This window comes from Streptomyces sp. NPDC091371, assembly GCF_040684275.1.
GTDB lineage: Bacteria > Actinomycetota > Actinomycetes > Streptomycetales > Streptomycetaceae > Streptomyces.
The window spans coordinates 147,323-170,729 of record NZ_JBFBFP010000008.1 but is presented as its reverse complement, the minus strand read 5'-3'; the positions used below and the strand labels follow the sequence as shown (position 1 = coordinate 170,729).

18 protein-coding genes and 2 pseudogenes are annotated in these 23,407 nt (G+C 71.9%); 6 read left to right on the top strand and 14 right to left on the bottom strand.

Translation table 11 applies throughout. From position 1 onward, the window contains the following. Positions 1-2: 2 nt before the first annotated feature. On the top strand, positions 3-3,302 hold the full coding sequence (locus tag AB0O21_RS12465) for a DUF4082 domain-containing protein (protein WP_365169858.1): 3,300 nt from the start codon (positions 3-5) through the stop codon (positions 3,300-3,302). Continuing rightward, positions 3,299-4,348 carry a glycosyltransferase gene (locus AB0O21_RS12460; protein ID WP_365169855.1) on the top strand — a complete coding sequence of 350 codons (1,050 nt, stop codon included), beginning with the start codon at positions 3,299-3,301 and terminating at the stop codon, positions 4,346-4,348. The genes AB0O21_RS12465 and AB0O21_RS12460 overlap by 4 nt, the downstream gene beginning before the upstream one ends. Positions 4,349-4,365: 17 nt before the next feature. On the opposite strand, the gene AB0O21_RS12455 is transcribed toward AB0O21_RS12460, so the two are convergent. After that, positions 4,366-4,992 (bottom strand): hypothetical protein, encoded by a 627-nt coding sequence (locus AB0O21_RS12455; protein WP_365169852.1) that lies wholly within the window; start codon positions 4,990-4,992, stop codon positions 4,366-4,368. 88 nt (positions 4,993-5,080) lie between these two features. On the opposite strand from AB0O21_RS12455, the gene AB0O21_RS12450 reads away from it, so the two are divergent. Both AB0O21_RS12450 and AB0O21_RS12445 read left to right on the top strand, forming a co-directional pair. Beyond that, positions 5,081-7,102, top strand: a complete 2,022-nt coding sequence (locus AB0O21_RS12450; RefSeq protein WP_365169850.1) for an O-antigen ligase family protein — start codon at positions 5,081-5,083, stop codon at positions 7,100-7,102. Continuing rightward, positions 7,048-8,019, top strand: a complete 972-nt coding sequence (locus AB0O21_RS12445) for a glycosyltransferase family 2 protein (protein WP_365169847.1) — start codon at positions 7,048-7,050, stop codon at positions 8,017-8,019. Before AB0O21_RS12450 ends, AB0O21_RS12445 begins: the two co-directional genes overlap by 55 nt. Here the strand turns inward: AB0O21_RS12445 and AB0O21_RS12440 are convergent, their stop codons facing one another. The 12 genes from AB0O21_RS12440 to AB0O21_RS12385 all read right to left on the bottom strand — a co-directional run bounded on the left by AB0O21_RS12440 (position 8,020) and on the right by AB0O21_RS12385 (position 20,420). Next, complete coding sequence (locus tag AB0O21_RS12440; RefSeq protein ID WP_365169844.1) at positions 8,020-9,123, bottom strand: acyltransferase; 1,104 nt, start codon at positions 9,121-9,123, stop codon at positions 8,020-8,022. Then, positions 9,110-10,102: a class I SAM-dependent methyltransferase gene (locus tag AB0O21_RS12435; protein WP_365169841.1), complete on the bottom strand. Its 993-nt coding sequence runs from the start codon at positions 10,100-10,102 to the stop codon at positions 9,110-9,112. The genes AB0O21_RS12440 and AB0O21_RS12435 overlap by 14 nt, the downstream gene beginning before the upstream one ends. Continuing rightward, the gene (locus tag AB0O21_RS12430; protein WP_365169839.1) at positions 10,096-10,773 is read right to left on the bottom strand and encodes a class I SAM-dependent methyltransferase; all 678 of its coding nucleotides are present in this window, start codon (positions 10,771-10,773) and stop codon (positions 10,096-10,098) included. The genes AB0O21_RS12435 and AB0O21_RS12430 overlap by 7 nt, the downstream gene beginning before the upstream one ends. 41 nt (positions 10,774-10,814) lie before the next feature. Next, complete coding sequence (locus AB0O21_RS12425; protein ID WP_365169836.1) at positions 10,815-11,636, bottom strand: glycosyltransferase family 2 protein; 822 nt, start codon at positions 11,634-11,636, stop codon at positions 10,815-10,817. Then, the gene (locus AB0O21_RS12420) at positions 11,633-12,742 is read right to left on the bottom strand and encodes a hypothetical protein (protein WP_365169833.1); all 1,110 of its coding nucleotides are present in this window, start codon (positions 12,740-12,742) and stop codon (positions 11,633-11,635) included. The genes AB0O21_RS12425 and AB0O21_RS12420 overlap by 4 nt, the downstream gene beginning before the upstream one ends. A 5-nt stretch (positions 12,743-12,747) precedes the next feature. Next, complete coding sequence (locus AB0O21_RS12415) at positions 12,748-14,289, bottom strand: oligosaccharide flippase family protein (RefSeq protein ID WP_365169830.1); 1,542 nt, start codon at positions 14,287-14,289, stop codon at positions 12,748-12,750. Beyond that, positions 14,286-15,056, bottom strand: coding sequence for a Wzz/FepE/Etk N-terminal domain-containing protein (locus tag AB0O21_RS12410; RefSeq protein WP_365169827.1), 771 nt, complete (start codon positions 15,054-15,056; stop codon positions 14,286-14,288). Before AB0O21_RS12410 ends, AB0O21_RS12415 begins: the two co-directional genes overlap by 4 nt. A 45-nt stretch (positions 15,057-15,101) precedes the next feature. Next, positions 15,102-16,223, bottom strand: coding sequence for a UDP-N-acetylglucosamine 2-epimerase (non-hydrolyzing) (wecB, locus tag AB0O21_RS12405; RefSeq protein WP_365169825.1), 1,122 nt, complete (start codon positions 16,221-16,223; stop codon positions 15,102-15,104). Between the two features lie 3 nt (positions 16,224-16,226). After that, positions 16,227-17,483: a nucleotide sugar dehydrogenase gene (locus AB0O21_RS12400; protein WP_365169822.1), complete on the bottom strand. Its 1,257-nt coding sequence runs from the start codon at positions 17,481-17,483 to the stop codon at positions 16,227-16,229. Then, positions 17,483-18,250 (bottom strand): WecB/TagA/CpsF family glycosyltransferase, encoded by a 768-nt coding sequence (locus tag AB0O21_RS12395; protein WP_365169819.1) that lies wholly within the window; start codon positions 18,248-18,250, stop codon positions 17,483-17,485. Before AB0O21_RS12395 ends, AB0O21_RS12400 begins: the two co-directional genes overlap by 1 nt. Continuing rightward, positions 18,247-19,416 carry a hypothetical protein gene (locus tag AB0O21_RS12390; protein ID WP_365169816.1) on the bottom strand — a complete coding sequence of 390 codons (1,170 nt, stop codon included), beginning with the start codon at positions 19,414-19,416 and terminating at the stop codon, positions 18,247-18,249. The genes AB0O21_RS12395 and AB0O21_RS12390 overlap by 4 nt, the downstream gene beginning before the upstream one ends. 404 nt (positions 19,417-19,820) lie before the next feature. Beyond that, positions 19,821-20,420, bottom strand: a complete 600-nt coding sequence (locus AB0O21_RS12385; protein WP_365169813.1) for an acyltransferase — start codon at positions 20,418-20,420, stop codon at positions 19,821-19,823. A gap of 215 nt (positions 20,421-20,635) precedes the next feature. On the opposite strand from AB0O21_RS12385, the gene AB0O21_RS12380 reads away from it, so the two are divergent. Next, entirely contained in the window at positions 20,636-21,775 is a 1,140-nt protein-coding gene (locus AB0O21_RS12380; protein ID WP_365169810.1) for a hypothetical protein, read from the top strand. 4 nt (positions 21,776-21,779) lie between these two features. Here AB0O21_RS12380 and AB0O21_RS12375 read toward each other — a convergent pair. After that, positions 21,780-22,322, bottom strand: a pseudogene (locus AB0O21_RS12375) (amidohydrolase family protein); the annotation flags it as partial. Positions 22,323-22,354: 32 nt separating this feature from the next. Here AB0O21_RS12375 and AB0O21_RS12370 point away from each other — a divergent pair. After that, positions 22,355-23,395: pseudogene (locus AB0O21_RS12370) on the top strand (cytosine permease); the annotation flags it as partial. Positions 23,396-23,407: the final 12 nt, after the last annotated feature.

Sequence of the window (23,407 nt, the reverse complement as noted above, 5' to 3'; positions counted from 1 at the left end):
AGATGAACAGACGGAGAAGGCTCCTCCGGTACGGTCTCTTCACCGTGATCGCGGCCCTCATGGCCACGGTCCTGCCGCCCTCCACGGTGGCCAGTGCGGCCGACCCGTGCGGTCCCGGTTCGAACGCGATCGTGTGCGAGAACTCCAAGCCGGGCACTCCCATGTCCGACTGGTTCGCGGCCGGCGCGTACGGCGACATCAAGGGGTTCCCCGCCCAGTCCAGCGTCCAGGCCGGCGAAACGGTGCAGTTCAAGATCCAGTCGCCGACCGCGTACCGCGTCTCGGTCTACCGGCTCGGCCACTACGGGGGCAACGGGGCCCGCCTGATGTCGACCGCTGCCCAGGCGGCCCAGACGTACCCGGCGAACTTCGCGCCGGGCGGCAATCCCAAGAGCTGTACGACCAAGGCCTCCACGGGCCTGGTCGACTGCGGGAACTGGCCCGTCACCGCGACGTGGACCGTGCCGGCCGACGCCGTCTCCGGCCTGTACATCGTGAACTTCGACCAGCTGGACGGCAACGGGGTGATGCCCTACCCGTTCGTCGTCCGCAACGACTCCAGCCACTCCGACATCGTGGTGCAGACCAGCGACCAGACCTGGCAGGCGTACAACAACTACGGCGGCCAGGACCTGTACGACGGCGCCGGGCCGGCGCCGGACGGGCGGGCGTACGAGGTCAGTTACAACCGGCCGATGGACATCGGCGGGGAGAACGGGATCTACGGCTCCGAGTACCAGATGATCGCGTGGCTGGAGCGCAACGGGTATGACCTGAGCTACGTCTCCGGAATCGACATGTCTACCCGCGGTGCCGCGCTGATGGGCAACCACAAGGTGTTCATGTCCTCGGGGCACGACGAGTACTGGACCCAGGAGCAGTTCACCAACGCGCTGAACGCGCGCCGCGCCGGGCAGCACCAGACGTACTTCGCGGGCAACGAGATCTTCTGGAAGACCCGCCTCGCCCCGAGCATCGACGGCGCGAACACCGCCAACCGGACACTGGTCTGCTACAAGGAGACCAAGCTGTCCTTCCCCGTTCCGAACGGCGTGCCCGACCCGAGCGGGATCTGGACGGGTACTTTCATGGACCCGGCCAGCGGCACCAACGGGCGGACCTACCAGCCGCAGAACCAGCTGACCGGCTCGCTGTTCAGCGTGAACGGCTCCCGCTCCGACGCGATCACCGTGCCGGGCGCCTTCGCGAAGATGCGGCTGTGGCGGAACACCACCGTCGCGAACCTGACGCCCTCCCAGACCGCCACGTTCCCGGTCGGCACCCTCGGCTACGAGTGGGACAGCGACGTGGAGGACGGCTACCGGCCGCCCGGCCAGATCCAGCTGTCGTCCACCACCGTGGACATCAACGACGGCAAGTACCGCCTCGACTACGGCAACAACTACGGCAACGGCACCGCGACGCACAGCCTGGTCGCCTTCCGTGACCAGACCTCGAACGCCCTGGTGTTTGGCTCGGGTACGGTCCAGTGGTCCTGGGGTCTGACGAACATGCCCACCGGCAATCCGGACGACGCCGTGGTCACCGAGGACAAGCGGATGCAGCAGGCCACGGTCAACATCTTCGCCGACATGGGCGCCCAGCCGAAGTCCCTGCAGAGCAACCTGGTCGCCGCGACGGCCTCGACCGACACCGTCGGCCCCGCCGTCACCGTCACCACCCCGGCGGCGAACGCCACCGTGCCGGCCCTGAAGCCCGTGACCATCAAGGGAACGGCGGCGGACACCGGCGGCGGCGTGGTGGCCCGCGTGGAGGTCTCCACCGACGGCGGGACCACCTGGAAGGCGACGACGGGCGTCGGCTCCTGGACGTACACGTGGACGCCCACCGCCCTGGGCGCGGCCCAGATCAAGGTGCGCGCGGTGGACGACAGCGTGAACATCGGCGCCACCACCACGGTGCCGCTGACCGTCGGGCCCCAGCAGTGCCCGTGCACCGTATGGCCGGCCGCGACCGTGCCCGGTACGGTCAACGGCGGTGACGGCGGCTCCGTCGAACTCGGTGTGAAGATCCGCTCGTCGGTGCCCGGCTCCATCACGGGCATCCGGTTCTACAAGTCCCCCTTCAACACCGGCACCCACACCGGCAGCCTGTGGACCAGCAGCGGCCAGCGCCTGGCCACCGGCACCTTCACCAACGAGACGGCGTCCGGCTGGCAGCAGCTGAACTTCTCCTCCCCGGTGCCGGTCAAGCCCAACACCACCTACATCGCCTCCTACTTCGCACCCAACGGCGGCTACTCCTACGACCCCACCTTCGCCTCGTCCGGCGCTGGTCTGGCCCCGCTCACCGCGCTGAAGAGCGGCACCGACGGCGGCAACGGCGTCTACCGCTACACCACCACGGGCGGCTTCCCGAACAACGCGTCCAACGGCAGCAACTACTGGGTGGACGCGGTCCTGGACACCGCGACGGCCAGCACGACGCCACCCACGGTCACCTCGATCTCGCCGCAGTCCGCGGCGACCGGGACCCCGATCACCACGTCGGTGACGGCCACCTTCAGCGGGGCCGTCGACGCGGACACGCTGGTGTTCACCCTGAAGGACTCCGGGGGCAACTCCGTACCGGGCACCAAGGTGCTCGGCGCGTCGAACAGCGCCACCTTCACCCCGGCCGGCGAGCTCGCGCTGAGCACCACCTACACGGCGTCCGTGCAGGCCTCCGACCTGTGGGGCAATGCCATGGCCGCGCCGGTGACATGGAACTTCACCACCAGTACGACACCGCCGACGGTCAACTGCCCCTGCACGCTGTGGACCGGCACGACGACCCCGAGCACCGCCAACGTGGGCAACGACCCCAACTCGGTGGAGCTGGGCACCCGCTTCCAGTCGGCGGTGAACGGCTACATCACCGGCGTCACCTTCTACAAGGGGCCGAACAACTCCGGTACCCACACCGGCAGCCTGTGGGCCGCCGACGGCACGCTGCTGGCCACCGGCACCTTCGGCAGCGAAACCCTGACCGGCTGGCAGCAGCTCAAGTTCGCCACCCCCGTGCCGATCACCGCGGGGACCACGTACGTGGCCTCCTACCACGCCCCGAACGGCAACTACTCGGTGGACGGGGGCTACTTCGCCACGGCGCACCGCTCCTACCCGCTGGTCGCCCCGGCCGACGGCACGGGCGGGGCCAACGGCCTGTACAAGTACGGCGCGTCGACCGCCTTCCCCAACAACACCTTCGGCTCCGTGAACTACTGGGTCGGACCGGTCTTCACCACGACCCCGCCCGCGCTCGCCGAGTCGGCCGCCGCCTCGGAGGTGTCCGGCCAGTGAGCACGGTCAGCGTGGTGATCCCCTGCTACAAGTACGGGCATTTCCTGGCGGACTGCGTCAGGAGCGCCCTGGACGAGCAGGAGGGCGTCGACGTCCGAGTCCTGATCATCGACGACGCCTCGCCCGACGACTCCGCGGAGGTGGCGCGGGCCCTGGCGGCGAAGGACCCGCGGATCGAGGTGCGGGTCCACGAGCAGAACCGGGGCCACATCGCCACCTACAACGAGGGTCTGCTGGAGTGGGCCGACGGTGACTACGTCGCGCTCCTCTCGGCGGACGACCGGCTGGTCCCCGGGGCGCTGGTGCGCGCCGCCGCCCTGCTCGACGCGCACCCCGAGGCGGGCTTCGCCTACGGCAGGCCGCTGCGCTTCCGGCACGGCGGCCCGCTGCCCGCCGCCCGCACCCGGTCCACCGGGTCGGTGGTCTACCCCGGCCACTGGTGGCTGGAACGCCGTTTCCGGGAGGGCACGGGCTGCATCACCTCGCCGGAGGTGGTGGTGCGTACGAGTCTCCAGCGCAAGGTCGGGGGCTACGATCCCGAGCTCCCGCACGCCGGTGACATCGAGATGTGGATGCGGCTCGCGGCCCACGCCGACGTCGGCTACGTCAGCGGCGCCGACCAGGCGTTCTACCGCGTCCACGGCAACAACATGTCCACCACGGAGTTCGGCGGGCAGCTCGACGACCTGCGCCAGCGCCTCGTCGCCTTCGACTCGGTGCTGGAGAAGTGCGGCGGGCTGCTCCCGGACGCCGACCGGCTGTCCCTCTCCGCCCGCACCCGGCTGGCCCGGTACGCGCTGCGGCGTGCCTACCGGGCCTACGACCGGGGCCGTACCGGGGTGGTTCCGGTGGACGAGCTCGTGGCGTTCGCCGCCGAGTGCCTGCCCGGCGGCTACACCGGGCTCGGCGAGTACCGGGCGCTGCGCACGCGGCGGCGGATCGGGGCGCGGGTGATGCCGTACCTCCAGCCGCTGGTGCTCTCCGCGGTCGCCGACCGGGGGCGCGAGTGGCTGTGGTGGCGGTCCTGGAAGCGCCGAGGGATCTGATGACCCGTCTGTTCCAGTCAGCTGCTCGCCCGTCGGGACCGGCGGGCGAGCAGCTGGTCGGCCCACAGGGCCGCCGGTACTCCCACGGCAACGGCCAGCAGGGCCAGCCCCGCCAGCCCGCGGCTCTTCGTGCCGGTCTGCGCCACGGAGTTCGGCGGCACCAGGAGGGTCACGCTCATCCGCGCCGCATCGGGTATGCCCTGCTTCGTCTGCAGGTCCGTCAGGTGCTTCGTGTAGAGCTCGATGATCTTCGCCACGGTCGCGTCCGCGGCGGCCGGCCCGGACTGCTCGGCCTGGATCTGCAGGGAGGGGATCAGATAGCGCGGGGTCACGCTGGTCCCGCTGTTGCGGGGGATCAGGCGGTAGGTGCCGCTGACCCCCGCGGCGCGGAGCTCGGCCGCTCCGGCGGGCGACTCCAGCTGTCGTACGGCCGCGTAGGAGACGGCGGCGAGCGGCGGCTGCAGGTTGGCGTACTGGTTCGGCTGGGTGCCGGTCACGGGCGGTTTGAGCACGACGATCGCCGAGCTCAGGTACGTCGGGCTGGGGCGCAGCACCTGGTGGGCTCCGGCGGCCGCCAGCGCCATCGCCACGACCAGGACGTACCAGCGCCGACGCAGCGCGCGAACCAGCTCACCAGGCGACACACGATTCCTTCCGTTCCCCACGTCGTGATCGATCCTGTCAGGACACGTGTCGGCGCGCCATCAAATCCGGTACGGCTCGGGAGCGTTCGTGACCATCGGTGAAATCCTCGCGGTGCTGAGGCGGCGCTGGTACGTGATGGTGCCGATGGTGCTGATCGGCGTGCTCGCGGCCGGCCACCTGTACCGGTCGGTGCCGGTGTCGTACCAGTCGCAGAGCTCGGTGGCGCTGACCGACTCCAAGGCGGTGGCCGAGCTGGCCCCCTCGTTCGGCAATCCCATCGCCAACGCGGGCGGCACGCTGGTGGTGACCGCGGACGTGCTGATCAGGACCCTGTCGGGGGCGGACGCGGCCCGGGACCTGCACGGCCTCGGGGTGACGGACCCGTACACGGTCTCCTTCGCCGCCGGCGCCTCGGGCCCGATGCTGACGCTGACCGTCACGGGTACCGACCGGGAGAAGGTCCTCCGGGAGACCACCATCCTCACCAACTTCGCCGGGGAGCAGCTGGGCGCGCTCCAGGCGGCGGCGAAGGTCGAGCCCGCGTTCTTCGTGCAGACCACGCCCGTGGTGCTGCCGCAGATCCCGCGGCCCCAGCTCAAGACCCGCTACCAGCAGGTGCTGAGCGTCCTCATCCTCTGCACCACGGCCGGGTTCGCGCTGTCCTTCGTGACCGAGACCCTGGCCGTGGCGGTGCGCCGCAGGCGCGCGAACGGGTCCGCCGGCGCGGTGCGCGCGTGGCGTGCGCGCAGGCGTGCCCGGGGGCGTCAGCTGGACGCGGTCACGCTGCTCACCGGCTATCTGGCGCTGGCCTTCTTCATCCCCTCGAACATGACGCTGCCGGGGATGGGCGGGGTGGGCACTCCGGCCAACGTGTTCGCGCTGCTGGGCCTGTTCTGGTACCTGGCCGCGTGGATCACCGGCCGGATCCGGCCCGCCCCGGGCACCCGGCTGCCCCGGGTGGTGATGCTCCTGCTGGCGGTCGCGGTGCTGGCCGCGTACCTGGCGAACGCGACCCGGGGCGCCTCCCGCAAGGAGGTCCTCGGGGCGGACCGCGGACTGATCGGGCTGCTGGTGTGGGTGTCCCTGGTGGTGCTGGTCTCCGCGGCGATCCAGGAGCGGGCCCGGCTCGACACGCTGCTGCGCCGGGCCGTGGTGATGGCGTCGGTGGTGGCCGCCATCGGCTACTACGACTTCTTCGCCGCCACGAACATCGCCGACCAGATCAGCATCCCCGGGCTCTCGTCGAGCGTCCCCCAGCTCGCCGCCATGGACCGCGGCGCCTTCACCCGCCCGCGCTCCACCACGGCGCACCCCCTGGAGTTCGGCGGGATGCTCGCCCTGCTGCTGCCGTTCGCCATCCAGCAGGCCTTCGATCCGGTGCGGGCTCACCTGAAGTGGTGGCGCCGCTGGCTGCCGGTGGTGCTGGTGGGCGGCTCGCTGCCGCTGACGGTGTCGCGCACGTCGATCATCGGGGCGCTGATCGTGGTGCTGGTGATGGTGCCGCGGTGGAAGCCGCAGCGCCGGTGGACCGCGATCGGTCTGCTGCTGGGTTCGGTGGCCTGCTTCAAGGTGATCGTCCCCGGGCTGATCGGGACCATCACCACCCTGTTCGGGTCCTTCCTGGCCAACTCCGACAGCAGCACCCAGGCCCGTACGGTCAAGTACAGCGCGATCGTCCCCTATCTGGAGGGGCGGCCCCTGTTCGGGCAGGGTCTGGGGACCTTCATCCCCGAGCTCTACTTCTTCACCGACAACCAGTACATGCTGACGCTGGCGGAGATGGGCTTCCTGGGGCTGATCGCCCTCGTGGCCCTCTTCCTGACCGGGATCCACCAGGGCGGCGCCATCCGCCGGCTGGCCCGGGACGAGTCCGACCGGGAGCTCGGGCAGGCGTTCTTCGCCTCCGCCCTCGTCGCCCTGGTCAGCAGCGCCACGTTCGACGCCCTCAGCTTCCCGATGTTCGCGGGGATGTTCTTCCTGACGATCGCCGCCGGAGGCAGTTGCCTCGGCTTCATCCGGCGCGCGGCGCCGAAGCCCCTGACCATGGAGTCCTCATGCGGTTCGACAGTCCAGCCTCCCGCCGTCCGGCCGGCGGTACCGGTCCCGTAGCGGTCGTCGTCGTCACCTGGAACAGCGCCGAGGTGCTCCCGGAGTTCCTCACCTCCCTGCCGGAGGCCATGACGGGGCTCGACTGGCGGCTCGTCGTCGCCGACAACGATTCGGCCGACGACACCGTGGACGTGATCCGCTCGCTGGCCCCGGACGCGACGATCGTCCAGACCGGGCGCAACGCCGGTTACGCGGCCGGGGTGAACGCCGCCCTCGGGGCCGCCTCCGACTGGGAGGACGGACCGCGGGCCGCCCTCGTCTGCAATCCGGACATCCGGATGCGGCGGGGCTGCGCCAAACTGCTGGTGGACGGGCTCGGCGCGCCCGCGGGCGACGGCGGCCGCGTCGGGATCAGCGTGCCGCTGCTGTACGAGGAGGACGGCCGCACCCTCCTGCACTCGCTGCGCCGGGAGTCGAGCGTGACGCGCGCCCTCGGTGAGGCCGTCATCGGCAACCGCCGGGCCGGGCGCTTCCCCCACCTGAGCGAACTGGTCACCGACCCGTCCGCGTACGGGCGGCCCACGTCCGCGGACTGGGCGACCGGGGCGCTGATGGCGCTCTCCGCGGACTGCCTGGCCGCCTGCGGCCCGTGGGACGAGTCCTTCTTCCTCTACTCCGAGGAGACCGAGTACTGCCTGCGTGCCCGGGACCGGGGGTACGTCACGCAGTTGGAGCCGACGGCCGAGGCCGTTCACCTGGGGGGCGACTCCCAGGTGTCGCCCCGGCTGTGGACTCTCCTCACCCTCAACCGCGTCCGCCTGTACGGGCGCCGGCACGGCCCCCTCGCCACGGCCGCCTTCCGGACCGCTGTCCTGCTCCGGGAGACATCGCGCGCCGCGCTCGGCCGACCGGCCAGCCGAGCGGCCGCCGCCGCGCTCGCCCGGCCGGGCGCCCTGCGCGCCACGCCGGGGCCGTGATCAGGGGCGCGTTCTGCGGCGTCCCAGTCGCCGCATCACGGGCACCTCCACGAACCGGTGCATGAGCCCCGCGAGCGCCACGGAGAGGGCGAGCGCTCCGATGGTGAGCGTCCAGGCCTGTGCCGGCGGCGAACCCTGGGCGTCGAGCCCCCGCATCAGATCCACGATCACGGACTGATGGATCAGGTAGAAGGCGAAGGAGATCTCTCCCAGCCACACCGCGGTCCGGGTCCGCCACACACTCGCCTTCCCCTCGATGTCGGCGACGGCCACGGCGGGGATGAGCAGCGCGAACGGGATCACGGTGACGGCCGACGTTTCCGCGTCCGGCGGGAAGTACGGCGTCACGGCGTAGGCGACGACGAGAAGTACCGCGACGGACCACACGGGGATCCGCGGCCATCGCCCGCTCTTGACGACCAGCGCCATCAGGATCCCGAGCACGAACTCCAGCAGGCGGACCGGCGGGAAGATGTAGACGAACCAGTAGTGCCGCTCGGCGGGCAGCAGCACCGCCACCACGGGCACCGCGAACACGGCCGCCGCGCACGCCGCGGCGCTCGCCCACAGCCGCTCCGGTCGGATGCGGCGCAACACGGGCAGCAGCGCCGGGAAGAGGGCGTAGAAGAACGCCTCGCAGGCGAGCGACCAACTGACCGAGTTCGCGCCGAAGTAGACGGCCGGGTCCGGCCACCACGCCTGGAGGAGAGCCAGGTTCGACGCTCCGACGAGGAACCCGACGGCGTGGCCGGTCGCGTACAGGCCGACGACGGAGATGGCGAAGGCCAGGACATAGTTCGGGTAGATCTTCGCCGCGCGACGCCGCCAGAAGGCACGAGCGGGGTCTCCTTGCCGTGCCGACCAGGTCAGGACGAAGCCGCTGAGGATGAAGAAGAACGAGACGCCCACGGCTCCGGCGCCCGCCATGCGGGCGAACGCATGCTGCGTCGACGACGGAGCCAGGAGCCCCGATATCGAGACGTGGAAGCAGAAGACGAGGAACGCGGCGACGAACCGGAGCCCCGTCAGAGAGGGGAGCCTCGATCCACCGTCCTGCCTTCCGGCGGGCCTGTCCGGTCTGCCGGTGACGTCAATTGCGCTCATGAGCGCTCCGCGGTCGGCAGACCATGGCGATGAAGTCGTGCCCCACCTCCGGGAGCGCCGCGTCCTCGGCGGCGAAGCACTGCTCCAGCAGCTCCAGCGTCTCGGGCTGCTGGTCCCGGAAGTTGTGCGCGATGCCGGAGAAGGCGATGTGGAGCACCGTGCCCCCGTACGGCCGTTCCTCGACGACCTCGAAGTGGCGTCGCAGGCCGGGCAGCAGCGCGGCGGCGTCGACCGCCTCCGAGGGGTCGTCCAGCACCATCGAGAGCCTGCTGGGCCGCACGACGCGGCGCTTGATCCGGCCGTCGGCCAGGCGCCGCCGCTCCTCGGGGAGCCGGGCCAGCAGCGCGTTCGCCGCGTCCAGCTGGGCGTCGGTCCACTGGAACCGGGTGGGGCCGACGAACTCGTCGATCACGAACGTCCCGCCGGGCTCGATCAGCTGGGACAGCCTCGGCAGGGTCTCGCCGAGGTTGTCGAAGTGGTGGAGCGACTGCAGGCCCAGCAGCACGTCGAAGCGTTCCCCGTCGCTGGTCATCCGGTTGACGTCGGTGACCCGGAAGCGCAGGACGTCGGCGAGCCCCTCCTCGGCGGCGGTCCGGGTGGCGAAGTCGATCCGCTGCTGCGCCACGTCCACGCCCTCCAGGAGGCCGAACGCGCCGGTCTTTGCCCAGAGCAGTTCGTTCCCGCCGGTGCCGCACCCCAGGGAGAGGCCGCGCAGGTCGGTGCGCGGCGCGAAGTGCTCTGCCGCCACGTACTGGGGGAAGGAGGTGTCGGCGTCGCCGGTCATCAGCAGGTTCCAGCGCTTGATGACCGCCGGGATCGCCCACCACTCGGTCAGCGACGGGTCGACCTGCGACCAGTGCTGGACCACGCGCGCCCCGCCGCGTACCCGCAGCTTGGCGAGCACCGGGTCGAGTTCCAGCCGTCGCACCTTGCGCAGCAGCCGGTCCGCATCGTGTCGGTTGATCAGGTTGTTCAGCATGCGCGCTCCGTTCGTACGGCGGTCAGCGACTTCGTGACACCGAGCACCCGCTCGCTCAGGAGCACCGACTTGGGGAACAGGTAGCTCATTTCGGCGCGGCCCAGCAGCTCGATGTTGACCACGGCGTTCATGGCGGACTCCGGGCTGTCGGGACGGCTGTGGACCAGCGGCCAGTGCCGTACCAGTCGCGTCCTGGCGGCCAGCGGCAGGAACTGGAAACCGGGCGCGACGAAGTGCGGCTCGACCGGGAAGTAGCGGTAGGGCGTCTGGATCCAGTGCAGCGGCGCCAGTTGCTCGACTGCGGCGACGAACCGCCTGCGCTGGCTGTGGCCGCCGACGTGCTCGATGGTCGAGTTGGAGAACACCAGGTCGTAGCCGCCGTGCTCGCTCAGTTCGGCGGCGACCGCGGGGTCGGTGACGTCGGCGTTCTCCGCGGTGATCCAGTCGGGCAGTTCGGCGGGGTGTTCCTCCAGGTTGACCAGGTGGACGTGCTTGGCGCGCACGGGTGCGCGCAGCCACATCTCGGCCGTACCGCCCAGGTCCACGACGCGCATGTTCTCGATGCCGGGGAAGCAGCGCTGGAATCGCTCCCAGCGGGCGGTGCGCAGTCGTTCGCCCAGTGAGCCGGGTGCGTCGACGAACTTGTTTCGGAGGGCCCGGGATCGGGGCATCGGATCAACCACCTGTGGTCGGAGCGGAAGAGTGGCGGGCTTCAAGTGGACTGTTGCCATTGCGTGTAGAAGCTCGCCGGGTTCATGAGGTAGCGGACGGTGGGGTGTGGCACGTGGCGCACGCGGTGCCGGCGGCCGTACCGGCGGATCAGCTCCCAGTCCTCGCGGGGCAGCACCTCCGGTGTCCGGCGCAGACGGCTGAAGTGCAGGGAGCGGTTGCGGCGGGCGACGAAGGCGTTGGTGTCCAGGAAGGCGTGGCGGGCTGCGCGGCGGCGGTCGTAGGGGACCGACAGGACGTCCTGCTCGCTGCCGTCGGGCAGGACGCGGCGCAGCGCGGTGTAGACGCCGTCGGGCCCGCCCGGGGACTCCAGGACCGCCAGCGTCCGTTCCAGGTGGTCGGGTTCCCACTGGTTGTCGTCGTCGAGGAATGCCACGTACCGCGAGCGGGTGAGGCGGATGCCGATGTTGCGCACGACGCCCGCCACGCCGGTGTTGTGTGCGAGGGATACGGCGAACAGGCGGGGGTCGTCGGGGAGTTCGGGCAGTCCGGCGCCGTCGTCGACCACGATGACGACCTGGTCGCGGACGGTCTGGTCCAGGGCGGAGCGCACCGCGGCACGCAGTTCCCCGGGGCGCCGGTGGGTGGCGATCACCGTGGCGACCAGCGCCGAGGGCGGCGATGGCAGGCCGGCGGCCAGCCGTCGGGTCTCGGCGTCCTCGATCCGGCGCAGCCGCACCGCGGTGGGGGCGAGGAGGACCTTGTTCCTGGTCTCGAAGAGCACCAGCCAGCCGAACACCGCCTTGAGCAGCGTCCAGGGCGCCCGCACGACACCGCGGACGACACCGCGCACGAGGCCGCTCACGAGGCCGGCTCGGGCTGGATGGGGCGGCCGTCGGACATCCGGTTGTTCCGCCACACGTTCCCGGCGCCGCCGTGGTTCCAGTGGGCGACCACGCCGTAGCCGCCGGAATGCGGGTGGTACTGGGTCGAGAAGACGTTGTCGGTGACCTTGATCCCGGTGGCTCCGGTGCTGCCGCCGTAGAGGGCGTACGCGCCGCCGGCGATCCAGTTGTCGTCCACGGTGACGTTGCGGACCACCCCGGTGTCCGCGAACAGGCCGATGCTCCCGGAGGCGCCCTGCGTGAGACTGGTCGCGTTCAGCAGGGTGTTGTGGCGGATGATCAGCTCCCCGGTGTTGCCGCCGCCGCTGATCACCGCGTTCGTGTGCTGCCATTCGCCGCCCAGGTTGACGAACGGGGCGAGGTCGTGGACGTAGTTGTCGTGCAGGTTGCCCTGTCCCATGGCCAGGGCGTCGCCGAAGACCGAGACGTCGCACCAGCCGACCTCGATGGAGCTGCCCCCCATGTTCGACACCGCGTAGTCCACGCCGCCGTTGTCCGGGCCCTTGCCGGGGACGGCCGTGATGGTGGAGTGCAGGACCCGCAGGCCGCTGAAGCCGGGACGCAGGTTGATGCCCCACCAGTTGTCCGAGGTGATCTTGCTGTCGATGACGGTGACGTCGTTCGCGTAGATGTCGAGCGAGCCGGTGATGTCCCAGCCGCGGATGACGAGCCCGTTCTCACGGACGGCCATGTACCCGGTCTTGTGGGGCGTGAGGGGGATCCGCGGACCGGTGGTGGAGGCGTCGGGGAACCCGCAGGCGCCGGGAGAGGCGCAGGCGGTCTTGGCCGCGGGTGTGCCGGACGGACTGGCGGCGCCTGCCGTCGCGGTGGGCTTCTGCGTCGGGGACGCGGAGGCGGTGGGGCTGTCCGTCGCCCGGACGTCCGCGGTCGGCGGACCCGCGCTCGGTGCGGCCGGGGAGCCGCTCGGGGGGCAGGTCCGTGCGGCGTCCGGGCAGTCGGGCAGCGCGGACGACCGGTCGGGTCCCGAGCAGGCCACGCTCAGGACCGCGAGTAAGGCCGCGAGGAGCAGTCCCGCGAGCGGGTTCCTGCTGATGTGCCGTGACATCGGGTTCACCTCAAGTCCTGTCGGGTGGCCGGCACCTGTGCGGACGGCCGGTGCCGGCCGCGGTGGAGCCGGTCGCCGGCGTCGGCGCCGCGCAGGAAGCCGCGGCTGGGCAGTACGCACACGGTGTAGCCGGCCAGGGCGATCGTGCCGAGGGCCAGGAGCGCGGGCAGGCCGTCGCCGAACCGGTGCTCCAGGCCCAGGATGAGCGCGGCCATCACGGCCCCGCCGAGGAAGGGCCACGCGCAGGCCCTGGCGATCCAGCCGACACCGATGCCGCCGCGGCTGAGGGCGTAGAGGAAGACGGGCACCACCAGGCCGCCGGCGACCAGGACATGGGCCTGCGAGGCTCCGACGATGCCGTTCAGGCGGGCGCCGACGAGCAGCACCGGGATCAGGGCCACCAGCCACAGGCCCTGCACCAGGAAGAGCGACCGGCGCTGTCCGATCGCGACCAGGCAGTCGTAGGCGAGTTCGCTGCCGATGCGGATCAGGCCGAGGGCCATCAGCCAGGGCAGGGCCGCGGCGGCGGGCGCCCACTTGCTCCCGTAGATCAGCTCGATCGCCGGCCCCGCGAAGCCGGCCAGCAGGACGCACAGCGGGACGGTGCCGGTGATCACCACGCCCAGGGCCCGGCTGAAGCCCTGGGCGAGCGCCTGCGGCGAGTCGGCCAGGCGGGAGAACCCGGCGAACGCGACCCTGCGTGCGGCCTCGGAGATGATCCGCACGGGCCAGCCGGAGATGTTGAAGGCGAGTACGTAGAAGCCCAGGGACACGTTGCCCAGCGTCGCGCCCACCACCATGGTGTCGACGTTGACCACCGCCAGGGCCAGCATGCTCGCCCCTGCCAGCGGAAGCCCGAACCTGAGCAGCGCCCTGGCCTGTCCGCGGTCCCAGCCGAATTTCAGGGTGCCCGGTGCGGCCAGCCCGCAGCCGATCAGCGTCACGACGTTCCCCGCCACGGCTCCGCAGGCGAAGCTCATCGCGCCCCAGCCCTCGAAGGCCAGCAGTAGCGTCACCGAGGTGCTGAGGACGAAGTTGAGTCCGTCGATGATCATCCGCTTGCCCTGGGCGAACTCGCGGGTGAGGAAGCCCCCGGGCACGTGTGCCACCCCGTCGATCACCACGCACAGGCACATCACCCGCAGGACCCCGGAGGCCTCGGGTGAGCCGAGGACGCCGGCGACGGCCGGGGCCGCCGCGAACAGCGCCGCGTAGAGCAGGCAGCTGGACAGCGCGCTCAGCGTGAGGACGGTCGGGGCGAAGCGCCGCGGATCGCCCTCCCAGCGCACGATGGCGAGCGATACGCCGAGTTCGTTGGCGGAGAGCAGGACCAGCAGGACCGTCTGGGCGATGCCGTACACGCCCCAGGCCTCGGGCCCGAGGAAGAAGCGGGCGAGGACGATCCCGGTGGCGAAGTTGCCGAGGCGCATCACGACCGTGTTGACCAGGCTCCACCTGGCCGCGACGCCGACCTTGCGCCCCAGCGCGGGGGGCGGAGGGGCGTTCTGCCCGTCCGTGACGGAGCCGGTCGCTCCGGAGCCCGTCACTTGGGCCCGGCCGGGGCGCCGGCCGCCGGACGGTGGACCTTCATCTGCAGGGTGTCCGACGGGTCGCGGGAATCGTCCGCGGCCGGTCCGGCTTCCCCTGCGCCGCCTCCGTCACCGGCCCCGTCTCCCGGCTCCTCGGCCTGGTCGGGCCGGTGCCTGCCGGGGCCCCGGGGACGTTTGCGGGCCTCCACGAAGAAGGTCGCGACCAGGCTGAGCACAAAGCCCAGTGCGCCCGCCATGACGAGGAACTGGATCCGGGACTTGGTCTGGGCCTCCGGCTGCTGGGGGGGCACGATCGTGTCCATCCTGATCATGGCATCGGGGGCCACCGACTGCTGGGTCTGGAACTCCTTCAGCCTCTTCTCCGCGTACTCGGTGAAGATCTGGTCCGACGTGAGGACGGCCGCGGGATCGGTTCCGGTGACGGTCAGCCACATGAACGGCCCCAGGGCGTTGTCGGCGATCTTCGCTTCGGGCGTGCCGGTGACGCCGAGGGCCTTCAGGTCGGCGACGGCCCCGTCGGAGTTCAGGTTGCGGGCCAGGGCGTCGGCCATCCCGGTGAGGGAGGTCTGGGTGCTCAGGAAGGGGTTGCCGTCGAAGGCCTTCGTGGCCTTCTCCGAGTTCAGGAGGGTCACCGTGCTCTGCGACTGGTACTTCACCGGGACGAGGAAGTACACGGCGGCGGCCAGCGCCGCCGTGATCACCAGTCCTGGTATCAGCACGTACCAGCGCCTGCGCATGACCCGCCAGATTTCGGCGAGATCCATGGTCTTCCCCTTCTCTGAACTGCCTGGCTGCTGTGGTGGGACGGACTACTGCGGGACGAGGTCGGTGGGCCGGGGCCGGGTGTGCCCGCTCCCGCCGTCCAGCAGGACCGCGGCGATGCGGTCGCTCGCCCGGCCGTCCCAGAGTTCGGGGCAGCGGGGCGGGGGCGGATCGTCGAGCACCCGGTTCACGGTGGCCAGGACGCGGTCCGGATCCGTGCCCGCGAGGACGTTGGTCCCCTGCTCCACGGTGATGGGGCGCTCGGTGTTCTCGCGCAGGGTCACGCAGGGCACGCCCAGTGCGGTGGTCTCCTCCTGGATGCCGCCGGAGTCGGTGAGCACCAGGCGGGCGGCGTCCTGCAGGGCGATGAAGTCGAGGTATCCGGCGGCCGGTACGAGCTTGATGCCGCCGGGTACGCCCAGTTCGGCCAGCTGCGCGGCGGCCCGCGGGTGCACGGGCAGCAGCAGCGGGCACCGGTCGGCGATCTCGCCGAGGGCCTTGAGCAGGCCGCGCAGGGCTTCCGGGTCGTCCACGTTGGCCGGCCGGTGCAGGGTGACGAGGCCGTATCCGCCGCGGGTCAGGCCGTGGCGGTCGAGGACGTCCGACTGCCTGGCCCGCTGCAGGTTGGCCAGCAGCGTGTCGATCATGACGTTGCCGACGAGGTGGATCTGGTCCTCGCGGTAGCCCTCGGCCCGCAGGTTCGCGACGGCGTCGGGCGAGGGGGCCAGCAGGTAGTCGCTGAGCCGGTCCGTGGCGACCCGGTTGACCTCCTCGGGCATGCTCCAGTCGCGGCTGCGCAGCCCCGCTTCCACGTGGGCGAGCAGCGGGCCGGCCTTCGCGGTGACCAGGGCGCAGGCCAGCGTGGAGTTGATGTCGCCGACCACCACCACGGCGTCCGGGGCCAGTTCACCGACCAGCGGCTCGAAGGCGGCCATCACCCGGCCGGTCTGTTCGGCGTGGGTGCCGGAGCCGGCGCCCAGGTACCGGTCGGGGGGCCGGATGCCGAGGTCGCGGAAGAACACGTCGTTCATGGACGCGTCGTAGTGCTGGCCGGTGTGGACCAGGACCACCTCGGCGCCGCGGCGCTCCAGTGCGTCCATCACCGGTTTGATCTTCATGTAGTTGGGCCGCGCTCCGGCGACGCAGATGATCCTCTTCGGTCCGCTCACGGCTCAGAGCACCTCCACGTTCGGTCCGGACAGCCGGTTGCGGCAGTCCAGTACGTACGAGGCGTGCTCGGCCACGGCCGCGTAGTCGAAGGAGTCGTGGTCGGTGATCAGGACGACCACGTCGGCGGCCGCGATCTCCTTGCGGGTCGGTTCGACGCGGACGAGCCGGGCGTCGACCTCGATGCTCTCCACCACGTGCGGGTCGGCGGCCCGGACCTTGGCGCCCATGTCGATGAGCAGTTGGGAGATCCGCACCGCGGGCGACTCCCGGGCGTCGCCGGTGTTCTTCTTGTAGGCGAGCCCGAGCAGCAGGACCCGGGAGCCGTTGACGGAGCGGCGTTTGGAGTTGAGCGCGTCGATGACGCGGCGCGCCACGTACTCGGGCATGTGGCTGTTGATGTCGTTGGCGAGTTCGACGAAGCGGAAGTTCTGGCCGAGTTCCCGCTGGACGCGCCAGGAGAGGTAGGAGGGGTCGATGGGCAGGCAGTGTCCGCCGACGCCGGGGCCGGGGGTGAACTTCATGAAGCCGAAGGGCTTGCTGGAGGCGGCTTCGATGGCCTGCCACACGTCGATGTCGAGGTGCCGGGCGAACATCGCTATCTCGTTGACCAGGGCGATGTTCACGTGCCGGAAGGTGTTCTCCAGCAGTTTGGCGAGCTCGGCCTCCTTGGGGGAGCTCACGGGCACGGTGGTGTCGACGAGGTCCCCGTAGAAGGACTCGACGGCCTTGAGGGAGGCGGCGTCGACGCCGGAGACCACCTTGGGGGTCTGCTGGAAGCCCCAGACGGCGTTCCCCGGGTCGATGCGTTCGGGGCTGTAGCCCAGGTGGAAGTCGGCGCCGGCGGTGAGGCCGGAGCCGTCCTCCAGGATCGGCGCGAACAGCTCCTCGGTGGTGCCCGGGTAGGTGGTGGACTCCAGGACGACGGTGGCGCCGGGGCGCAGGTAGCGGGCGAGGGTGCGGGCCGACTCCTCGATGTAGCGCAGGTCCGGTGTGCCTTCGCGCAAGGGGGTGGGGACGGTGACGACGGCGACGTCGAACCCCCCGCAGTCCCGGGCGAGTTCGCTGGGCCGGTAGGAGCCGCGCTCCAGGGCCCGGGCGATCCGCTCCGAGGAGACGTCCTCCACGAAGGACTCTCCGGCGGCGAGGCTCTTGACCCGGCGGGAGTCCACGTCGTAGCCGATCACCTGGTGGCCGACCTCGGCGGCCCGGATGGCGAGCGGGAGTCCGACGTATCCCTGTCCCACGACGACGACGCGCATCAGTGACTCCTGTTCGCAAGACCGGCAGGCGGTGTGCGGCGGACGAGTTCCCGGGCCGTCATGGCGAGGAAGGCGGCATTGGTGGTGAGGTAGCGCTTCCCGAGCCGGCGCGGCTCCTGGAGGGCGCGGTAGAACCATTCGAGTCCCATCCGCTGCCAGCGCAGGGGGGCCCGCTTGGTGATCCCGGCGAGGATGTCGAAGGAGCCGCCGACGCCGTGCACGACGTGGGCGCCGGTGCGCTTGCCGTAGCCGGCGGTGAAGATCTCCTTCTTGGGCGAGGTCATGCCGAGGAACAGCAGCCGGGCCCCGCTCTGTGCGACGGCGTCGGCGATCGGCCCCTGTGCGGAGTCGTCGAAGTAGCCGTTGCGGCTGCCGGCCACCCGCAGCTTCGGGAACCGCTCGGAGATCCGCCGGAGCATCTGCTCCAGGACGTCCTGCCGGGCGCCGAGCAGGTAGACGGGGATGTCCGCGACCTCGGCCGCCGCGAGCAGCCGCATGAACAGGTCGATGCCCGCGACCCGTTCGGGCAGCCGGACGCCGAGGACGCGGCCGGCCCAGACCACGGCCTGCCCGTCCGCGAGGACGAGGTCGCAGCCGGCCACGGCCTCGGCGAGGCGGGGGTCGCGCCGCATGTTGACCAGCTTCGCGGCGTTGACCATGCCGATCTCGATCTGCTCGCCGCGCCCGACCGCGTCCAGGCAGCGCTGTACGGTCTCGTCCATGGTCAGGGGGTCGAGTCCGACTCCGAAGAGGAATTGTCGCGTCATCTGTGCGGCCCCCCGAGCCAGGCGAACAGCATCCAGCCGAACTCGTACGGGCGGCACTCGCGGTCCACGGAGAGGGGCCGGAAGATCCCGTCGAGCGGTGCGAGCCGCGCCCGGGGCGCCACCCGGGTGGTGAGTCCGCGGGCCGCGCGGACGGCCTTCTTCGGGTCGCCGCGGTAGACCTTGCGCCAGGTGACGCCGAGCTCCTCGCGGATCATCGGCTCGCGCGGGGTGCCGGTGGGCCCGGCGATCTCCGGGACCTCCGTCATCCAGCGCAGCCCGCGGCGGATCTCCGCGCCGAAGTCGGTGCCGCCCGCCTCGGCCAGGTCGAAGAGGGCGGTCGGGGCCATCGCGTGCTGGTGGACGCTGTAGACGGGGTAGCCCTCCACGACGGTGCCGTGCCGGGCGTCGTAGTGCCACCACCACTGTCCGCCGTCGCCCTGCAGGGCGCAGATGCGGGCGGCGCAGGCGTCGGCGGCCGCGAGGGCCTCCGGGTCCCCGTCGCTCGCGTGCAGCCTGGCCAGGGCCTGGAGCGGATACGTCTGGTCCGCGAAGCAGGCCACGTGGGAGCGGTAGCCGGGCACCAGTCCCGGCCCGGTGGCGTGCGGGAACAGCGGGCTGTCCCCGGTCCTGGCCGCCAGCAGGCGGGCGCGGGCGGCCGGGATCCGGCCCTCCACGTCCACCGTGCCGCGGGCGGCGGCGAGGGCGGAGAGCACCCAGGCCGCCTCGACCGTGTACTGCGGCCGTCCCGGCAGGTCCAGGGCGGCGACCCGGTCGAGGGCGTCGGACAGCTTGGCGTGGCCGGTCTCGGCGGCCGCCCAGGCGATGAGCGCCGCGTCGCCGAGGTTGACCACCTCGGGCAGCCGCTGCACGAGCAGTCCCGTGAACTCCTCGGCGGTGCGCCCGCCGAACAGGGCGCGCTGGCGCTCCTCGGGCAGGAACCGGGCTCCGAGCGCGGTGATGGCCGCGTACCGGGTGCTGGTCCCGCGCTGCTCCAGGCCGCGGGTACCGTCGGGGGCCGCCTTGCCGACCCGGGTGAACACGAAGGTCCGCTCCCCGGGCAGGTACATCGCGGGCAGCCCCGATTCGGCCAGTGCGAGCAGCCGCTCGGCGAGGGCGTGCAGCGACGGGTCCTCTTGGGCCAGTGCTCCTAATCGTTTGGTGGTCATCGGGCCCCCACCCCGACTCCCCGGGTGCTGCGCGCACCCCGCATGTCCGAGCCGTAGCGCTCCAACACACTGATCCCCTCTGATCGTTCGGCGGAGGGGGATTGCGCGCACGTCGCCCGCGCCCTCGGCGTCGTCCCGCCGACGGCACGAACCGTCCCACGGCCGCGTCTGGAACCCCCCAGCGATGCCGCGGACTGGGGCACACGTGATCGGCAGTGTCGTCGGGAGCGGTGTCGCCGCGCCCGGACATGACACTGCCCCGGTACCCTCGTCGTGTACAACCCCCCACTGAGCACGGCCTGTTGCCTGCTCAGATCCCGTTGTGCAGGGACACGGTATGCCCACGGATGTTCGTTGATTGTGGTTTTGAGGAAATGCCGTTGCCCTAAATTGCCGACATTCCGTCAGCTGCGCTCGGCGAGCGTGCCGTCCTTCTCCTCGTACAGCGCGCCGGTGCTCGGGCACTCCCATACGCCCGGCTCGCCCGCGCGCTCCACGAGGCGGACTCCGGCCTTCCCCACCCAGCCGGTGCGCCGGGCCGGCACCCCGGCCACGAGGGCGAAGTCGGGTACGTCCCGGGACACCACCGCGCCCGCCGCGACGAGCGCCCAGCGCCCGATCCGTACGCCGGCCACGCAGACGGAGCGGGCCCCGAGCGAGGCCCCCTCGGCGACGACGACACCCGCGGCCTCCCAGTCGCCGTCGCGCTTCAGCTTGCCGTCCGGGTCGACCGCGCGCGGGTAGAAGTCGTTGGTGAGCACGGCGGCCGGGCCGATGAACACGCCGTCGCCGAGCACGGCGGGCTCGTACACGAGCGCGTAGTTCTGCAGCTTCACGTGGTCGCCGATGCGCACGCCCGGCCCGACGTAGGCCCCGCGCCCCACGATGCAGCCGCGCCCGAGCCGGGCCTCCTCCCGTATCTGCGCGAGATCCCAGATGGCGGTCCCCTCACCGAGCTCGGCCGTCTCGTCGACCTGGGCGGTGGCTTGAATGCGGACACTCACGGCGCGTTTCCCCCTACGGTTCGCGAGGCCCCCCGACACGCGGGCCTACGGGCGGAGCATATGCGCCGCCGGCCGAACGCACCCGGCGGATCAACAGACGCCTCGCCCAACGGACTTGGGGGTGTCGGGGGCGGCACCGCCCCGCCCGGATCGCCTGGGGATAAGCTCCCTGACCTGGGGTTTCAACGGACGGGCGAGCAAGGCGGGGGCAGTTCATGACATACCGACGCGCGGGGATACCGGCACTGGCCGGAGGACTGCTGATCACCGCACTCCTCTGGTGGGCCGGGGCGAGCGCCGAGGCCCTGCACCTGCCGGGCAGCTCCGGCGTGTTCGGCCGGGAGGCCTCCATCGAGCTCGACCGCTGGCTGCTCCCCTGGTCGTACGAGCCCGCGGCGGCGCTGCGGATCGGCGCCGGGGTGTCCGACGGGAACTGGGTCGAGGCCGGGCCCGGCAGCGGCCGCTACCTCGCGCTGTACTCGACCGGGGCACAGATCCGGTTCGCCGCGGTCTTCGCCTTCTTCGTGCCGGGGGCGCTGCTGCTGCTCCGCCGGCTGCCGCCCGTGGACGGCCGGACGCCGGCCGCGCTGCTCGCGGTGTGGGCGTGGGGGCTGGTGGCCGGGATGCTGGCGATGACCGTTTCGGCGCCGTGGCTGATCGCCTCCATGGGGCACGGCAGCTACCGGCTGCTGCCCCAGCTGTCGAGCGTGATCGCCTCCGGGCGGCAGGTACTGGTGGTGGCCGCGCTGGTCGCGGCGGTGGTGACCGTGCTCGCGGCGCGCGTCACCGCCAGGGGTGCCGGTCCGGTGCCGCAGAACGTGGTCCCCGCGCGCGCCGCCCGGCTGGCCGCCACCGTCGGTACCGCGGTGATCGCGGTCTCCCTGGTGGTCCTCTCGTACCAGCCGGTCGCCGCCGAGATCCAGATGATCTCCCCGGACGGCGGGCTGTTCGCGGAACCGGGTGAGCTGCTGCGCCAGTGGCTGCTGCTCGGCGCCTGGGACCTCCCGGCGGGCAGCTCGGCCGGGAGCTGGCTCCTCTACCGGACCCCCGACGTGCTGCTGCTCGTCGTGGTGTGGGCGGCGCTGCGGCGGCTGCCCGTGCTGCTCACCCGGGCCACCGTGCCGGCGATGGCGGTGGGCGCGGTGGCCGCGACCGTGCTCGGGCTGCTGGCCGGCCAGTTGCTTCAGGTGGGGGTGAACGGGTCGGGCATGCCGTACGGAGTGCTGCAGTTGTTCTCCGGCCTCGGCGGCGGCATCCCGGCGGCCCTGCTGTTCGGGCTGGTGGCGGGCGGCGCGGCCACCGTGACGCTGCGGGTGGCCGTGGGCCGGGCGGAGGCCGCCGGGCCCACGGCCTGACCTCTTACAGGCCGGCGTCGCGGTGGGTCGGCCGGCCCGCCAGCACCGTGAGCAGGACGGGCAGGTCGGGCAGGTCGGTGGCGGCGGTCGTGAGGGGGTCGTCGGCCAGCACCGTGAGGTCGGCGCGGTGGCCGAGCGCGATACGGCCGGCCTCGTGCTCCTCGCCCGCCGCGTAGGCGGCGTTGACCGTCATGCCCTGGAGGGCCTCCAGGGCGGTGAGGGCCTGTTCGGGGCCGTGCGGGGGCTGCGTCAGGTCGCGGCTCGGGCGGCGGTGGCGGGCGCCCGCCATGACGCCGAGCGGCGGGTGGGGGGCGATGGGCCAGTCGGAGCCCAGGACCACGGTGGCGCCCGAGTCCCACAGGTCGCGGCAGCGCCAGGCGCGGGAGGCGCGCTCCTCGCCGAGGCGGCGGGACCAGTTGTCACTGTGGTCGGCGCGGGTGAAGTCGCAGCAGTGGGTGGGCTGCATGGAGGCGACGACGCCGAGTTCCGCGAAGCGGCGCAGGGTGTCGTCGGGCACGGTCTCGATGTGCTCGACCCGGTGCCGGACCGCTCGCCCGTCGCCTGCCCGGGCCTTCTCGACTCGCGGCCGCCGCGACCGCCGCCTTCTCGCTCGTCGAGATGGCCGGCCTCGCCACCGGCACCGGCGTCAAGATCGCCGTCATCCTGGTCATCGCCGTGCTCACGCTGGCGATCAGCGTCTACGGACACGCCCTGATCGTGCGGCTCTACCTCCCCATCACCCTGGCGCTCACCGCCGCCTTCGCCGTCGTGGCCTTCGGCGTCCTCGGGCACGCGGACTTCTCGTACGCGCCCGCCGAGCCGCTGACCGGCATCGGCCTGTGGGCGACCCTCGCCGCCGGCGTCGCCCTCATCGCCTCGGGCCCGCTGTCCTACACCATCAGCGCGGACTTCTCCCGCTACCTGCCCCGCACCTCCTGGTCGAAGGCGGTCCTGGGCTGGACGGCCCTCGGCGCCTTCCTGCCCAGCGTCATCGTCTGCTCGCTCGGCGCCTTCGCCGCGACCGCGGTGGACATGAGCGACCCGCAGACCGCGCTGCGGGCGCTGCTGCCCGGCTGGTTCTACCCGGTCTTCCTGCTCGCGCTCGTCCTCGGCACGATCTCCGTGAACGCCCTGACCGCCTACAGCGCCGGCCTCGCCCTCCAGGCCGTCGGCGTCCGCATCCGCCGCTCCGTGAGCGTGATCTTCGACGGGGTCGCCGCCGTCGCGCTCACCCTGTACGGGCTGCTCGTCTCCAACCTCCTCGACACCGTGAGCAACGTCCTGCAGCTGATCGTCGTCCTGATCGGCCCGGCCATGGCGGTGTACGCCACCGACGTCGTGCTGCGCCGGGGCCGCTACGACGGCCCGGCGCTCATGGACGAGACCCCGCGCGGCCCCTTCTGGTACACCGCCGGCGTCAATCCGGCCGGCGCCCTCGCGCTCGGTGCGGGCGTGACCGCCGCGGCCCTGTGCGTGGACACCCTCTACTCGGGCCCGGTCGCCGCCGCGCTGGGCGGTGTGGACCTGTCCCTGCCCGCCGGCATGGTCGTGTCCGCGGCCCTGTACGCGGCCTTGATGCGCCGCTCCCCCACCGTGCGCGCCGCCCGCGGCGCGGCATGAGCAGGGGGCCAC

Excerpts from the sequence above, each read along its gene's own strand:
- AB0O21_RS12435 (WP_365169841.1), bottom strand. The coding sequence starts at position 10,102 with ATGCTGAACAACCTGATCAACCGACACGATGCGGACCGGCTGCTGCGC.
- AB0O21_RS12465 (WP_365169858.1), top strand. The coding sequence starts at position 3 with ATGAACAGACGGAGAAGGCTCCTCCGGTACGGTCTCTTCACCGTGATC.
- AB0O21_RS12395 (WP_365169819.1), bottom strand. The coding sequence starts at position 18,250 with ATGACGCGACAATTCCTCTTCGGAGTCGGACTCGACCCCCTGACCATG.
- AB0O21_RS12430 (WP_365169839.1), bottom strand. The coding sequence starts at position 10,773 with ATGCCCCGATCCCGGGCCCTCCGAAACAAGTTCGTCGACGCACCCGGC.
- AB0O21_RS12420 (WP_365169833.1), bottom strand. The coding sequence starts at position 12,742 with ATGTCACGGCACATCAGCAGGAACCCGCTCGCGGGACTGCTCCTCGCG.
- AB0O21_RS12410 (WP_365169827.1), bottom strand. The coding sequence starts at position 15,056 with ATGGATCTCGCCGAAATCTGGCGGGTCATGCGCAGGCGCTGGTACGTG.
- AB0O21_RS12440 (WP_365169844.1), bottom strand. The coding sequence starts at position 9,123 with ATGAGCGCAATTGACGTCACCGGCAGACCGGACAGGCCCGCCGGAAGG.
- AB0O21_RS12445 (WP_365169847.1), top strand. The coding sequence starts at position 7,048 with ATGCGGTTCGACAGTCCAGCCTCCCGCCGTCCGGCCGGCGGTACCGGT.
- AB0O21_RS12380 (WP_365169810.1), top strand. The coding sequence starts at position 20,636 with ATGACATACCGACGCGCGGGGATACCGGCACTGGCCGGAGGACTGCTG.
- AB0O21_RS12400 (WP_365169822.1), bottom strand. The coding sequence starts at position 17,483 with ATGCGCGTCGTCGTCGTGGGACAGGGATACGTCGGACTCCCGCTCGCC.
- AB0O21_RS12390 (WP_365169816.1), bottom strand. The coding sequence starts at position 19,416 with ATGACCACCAAACGATTAGGAGCACTGGCCCAAGAGGACCCGTCGCTG.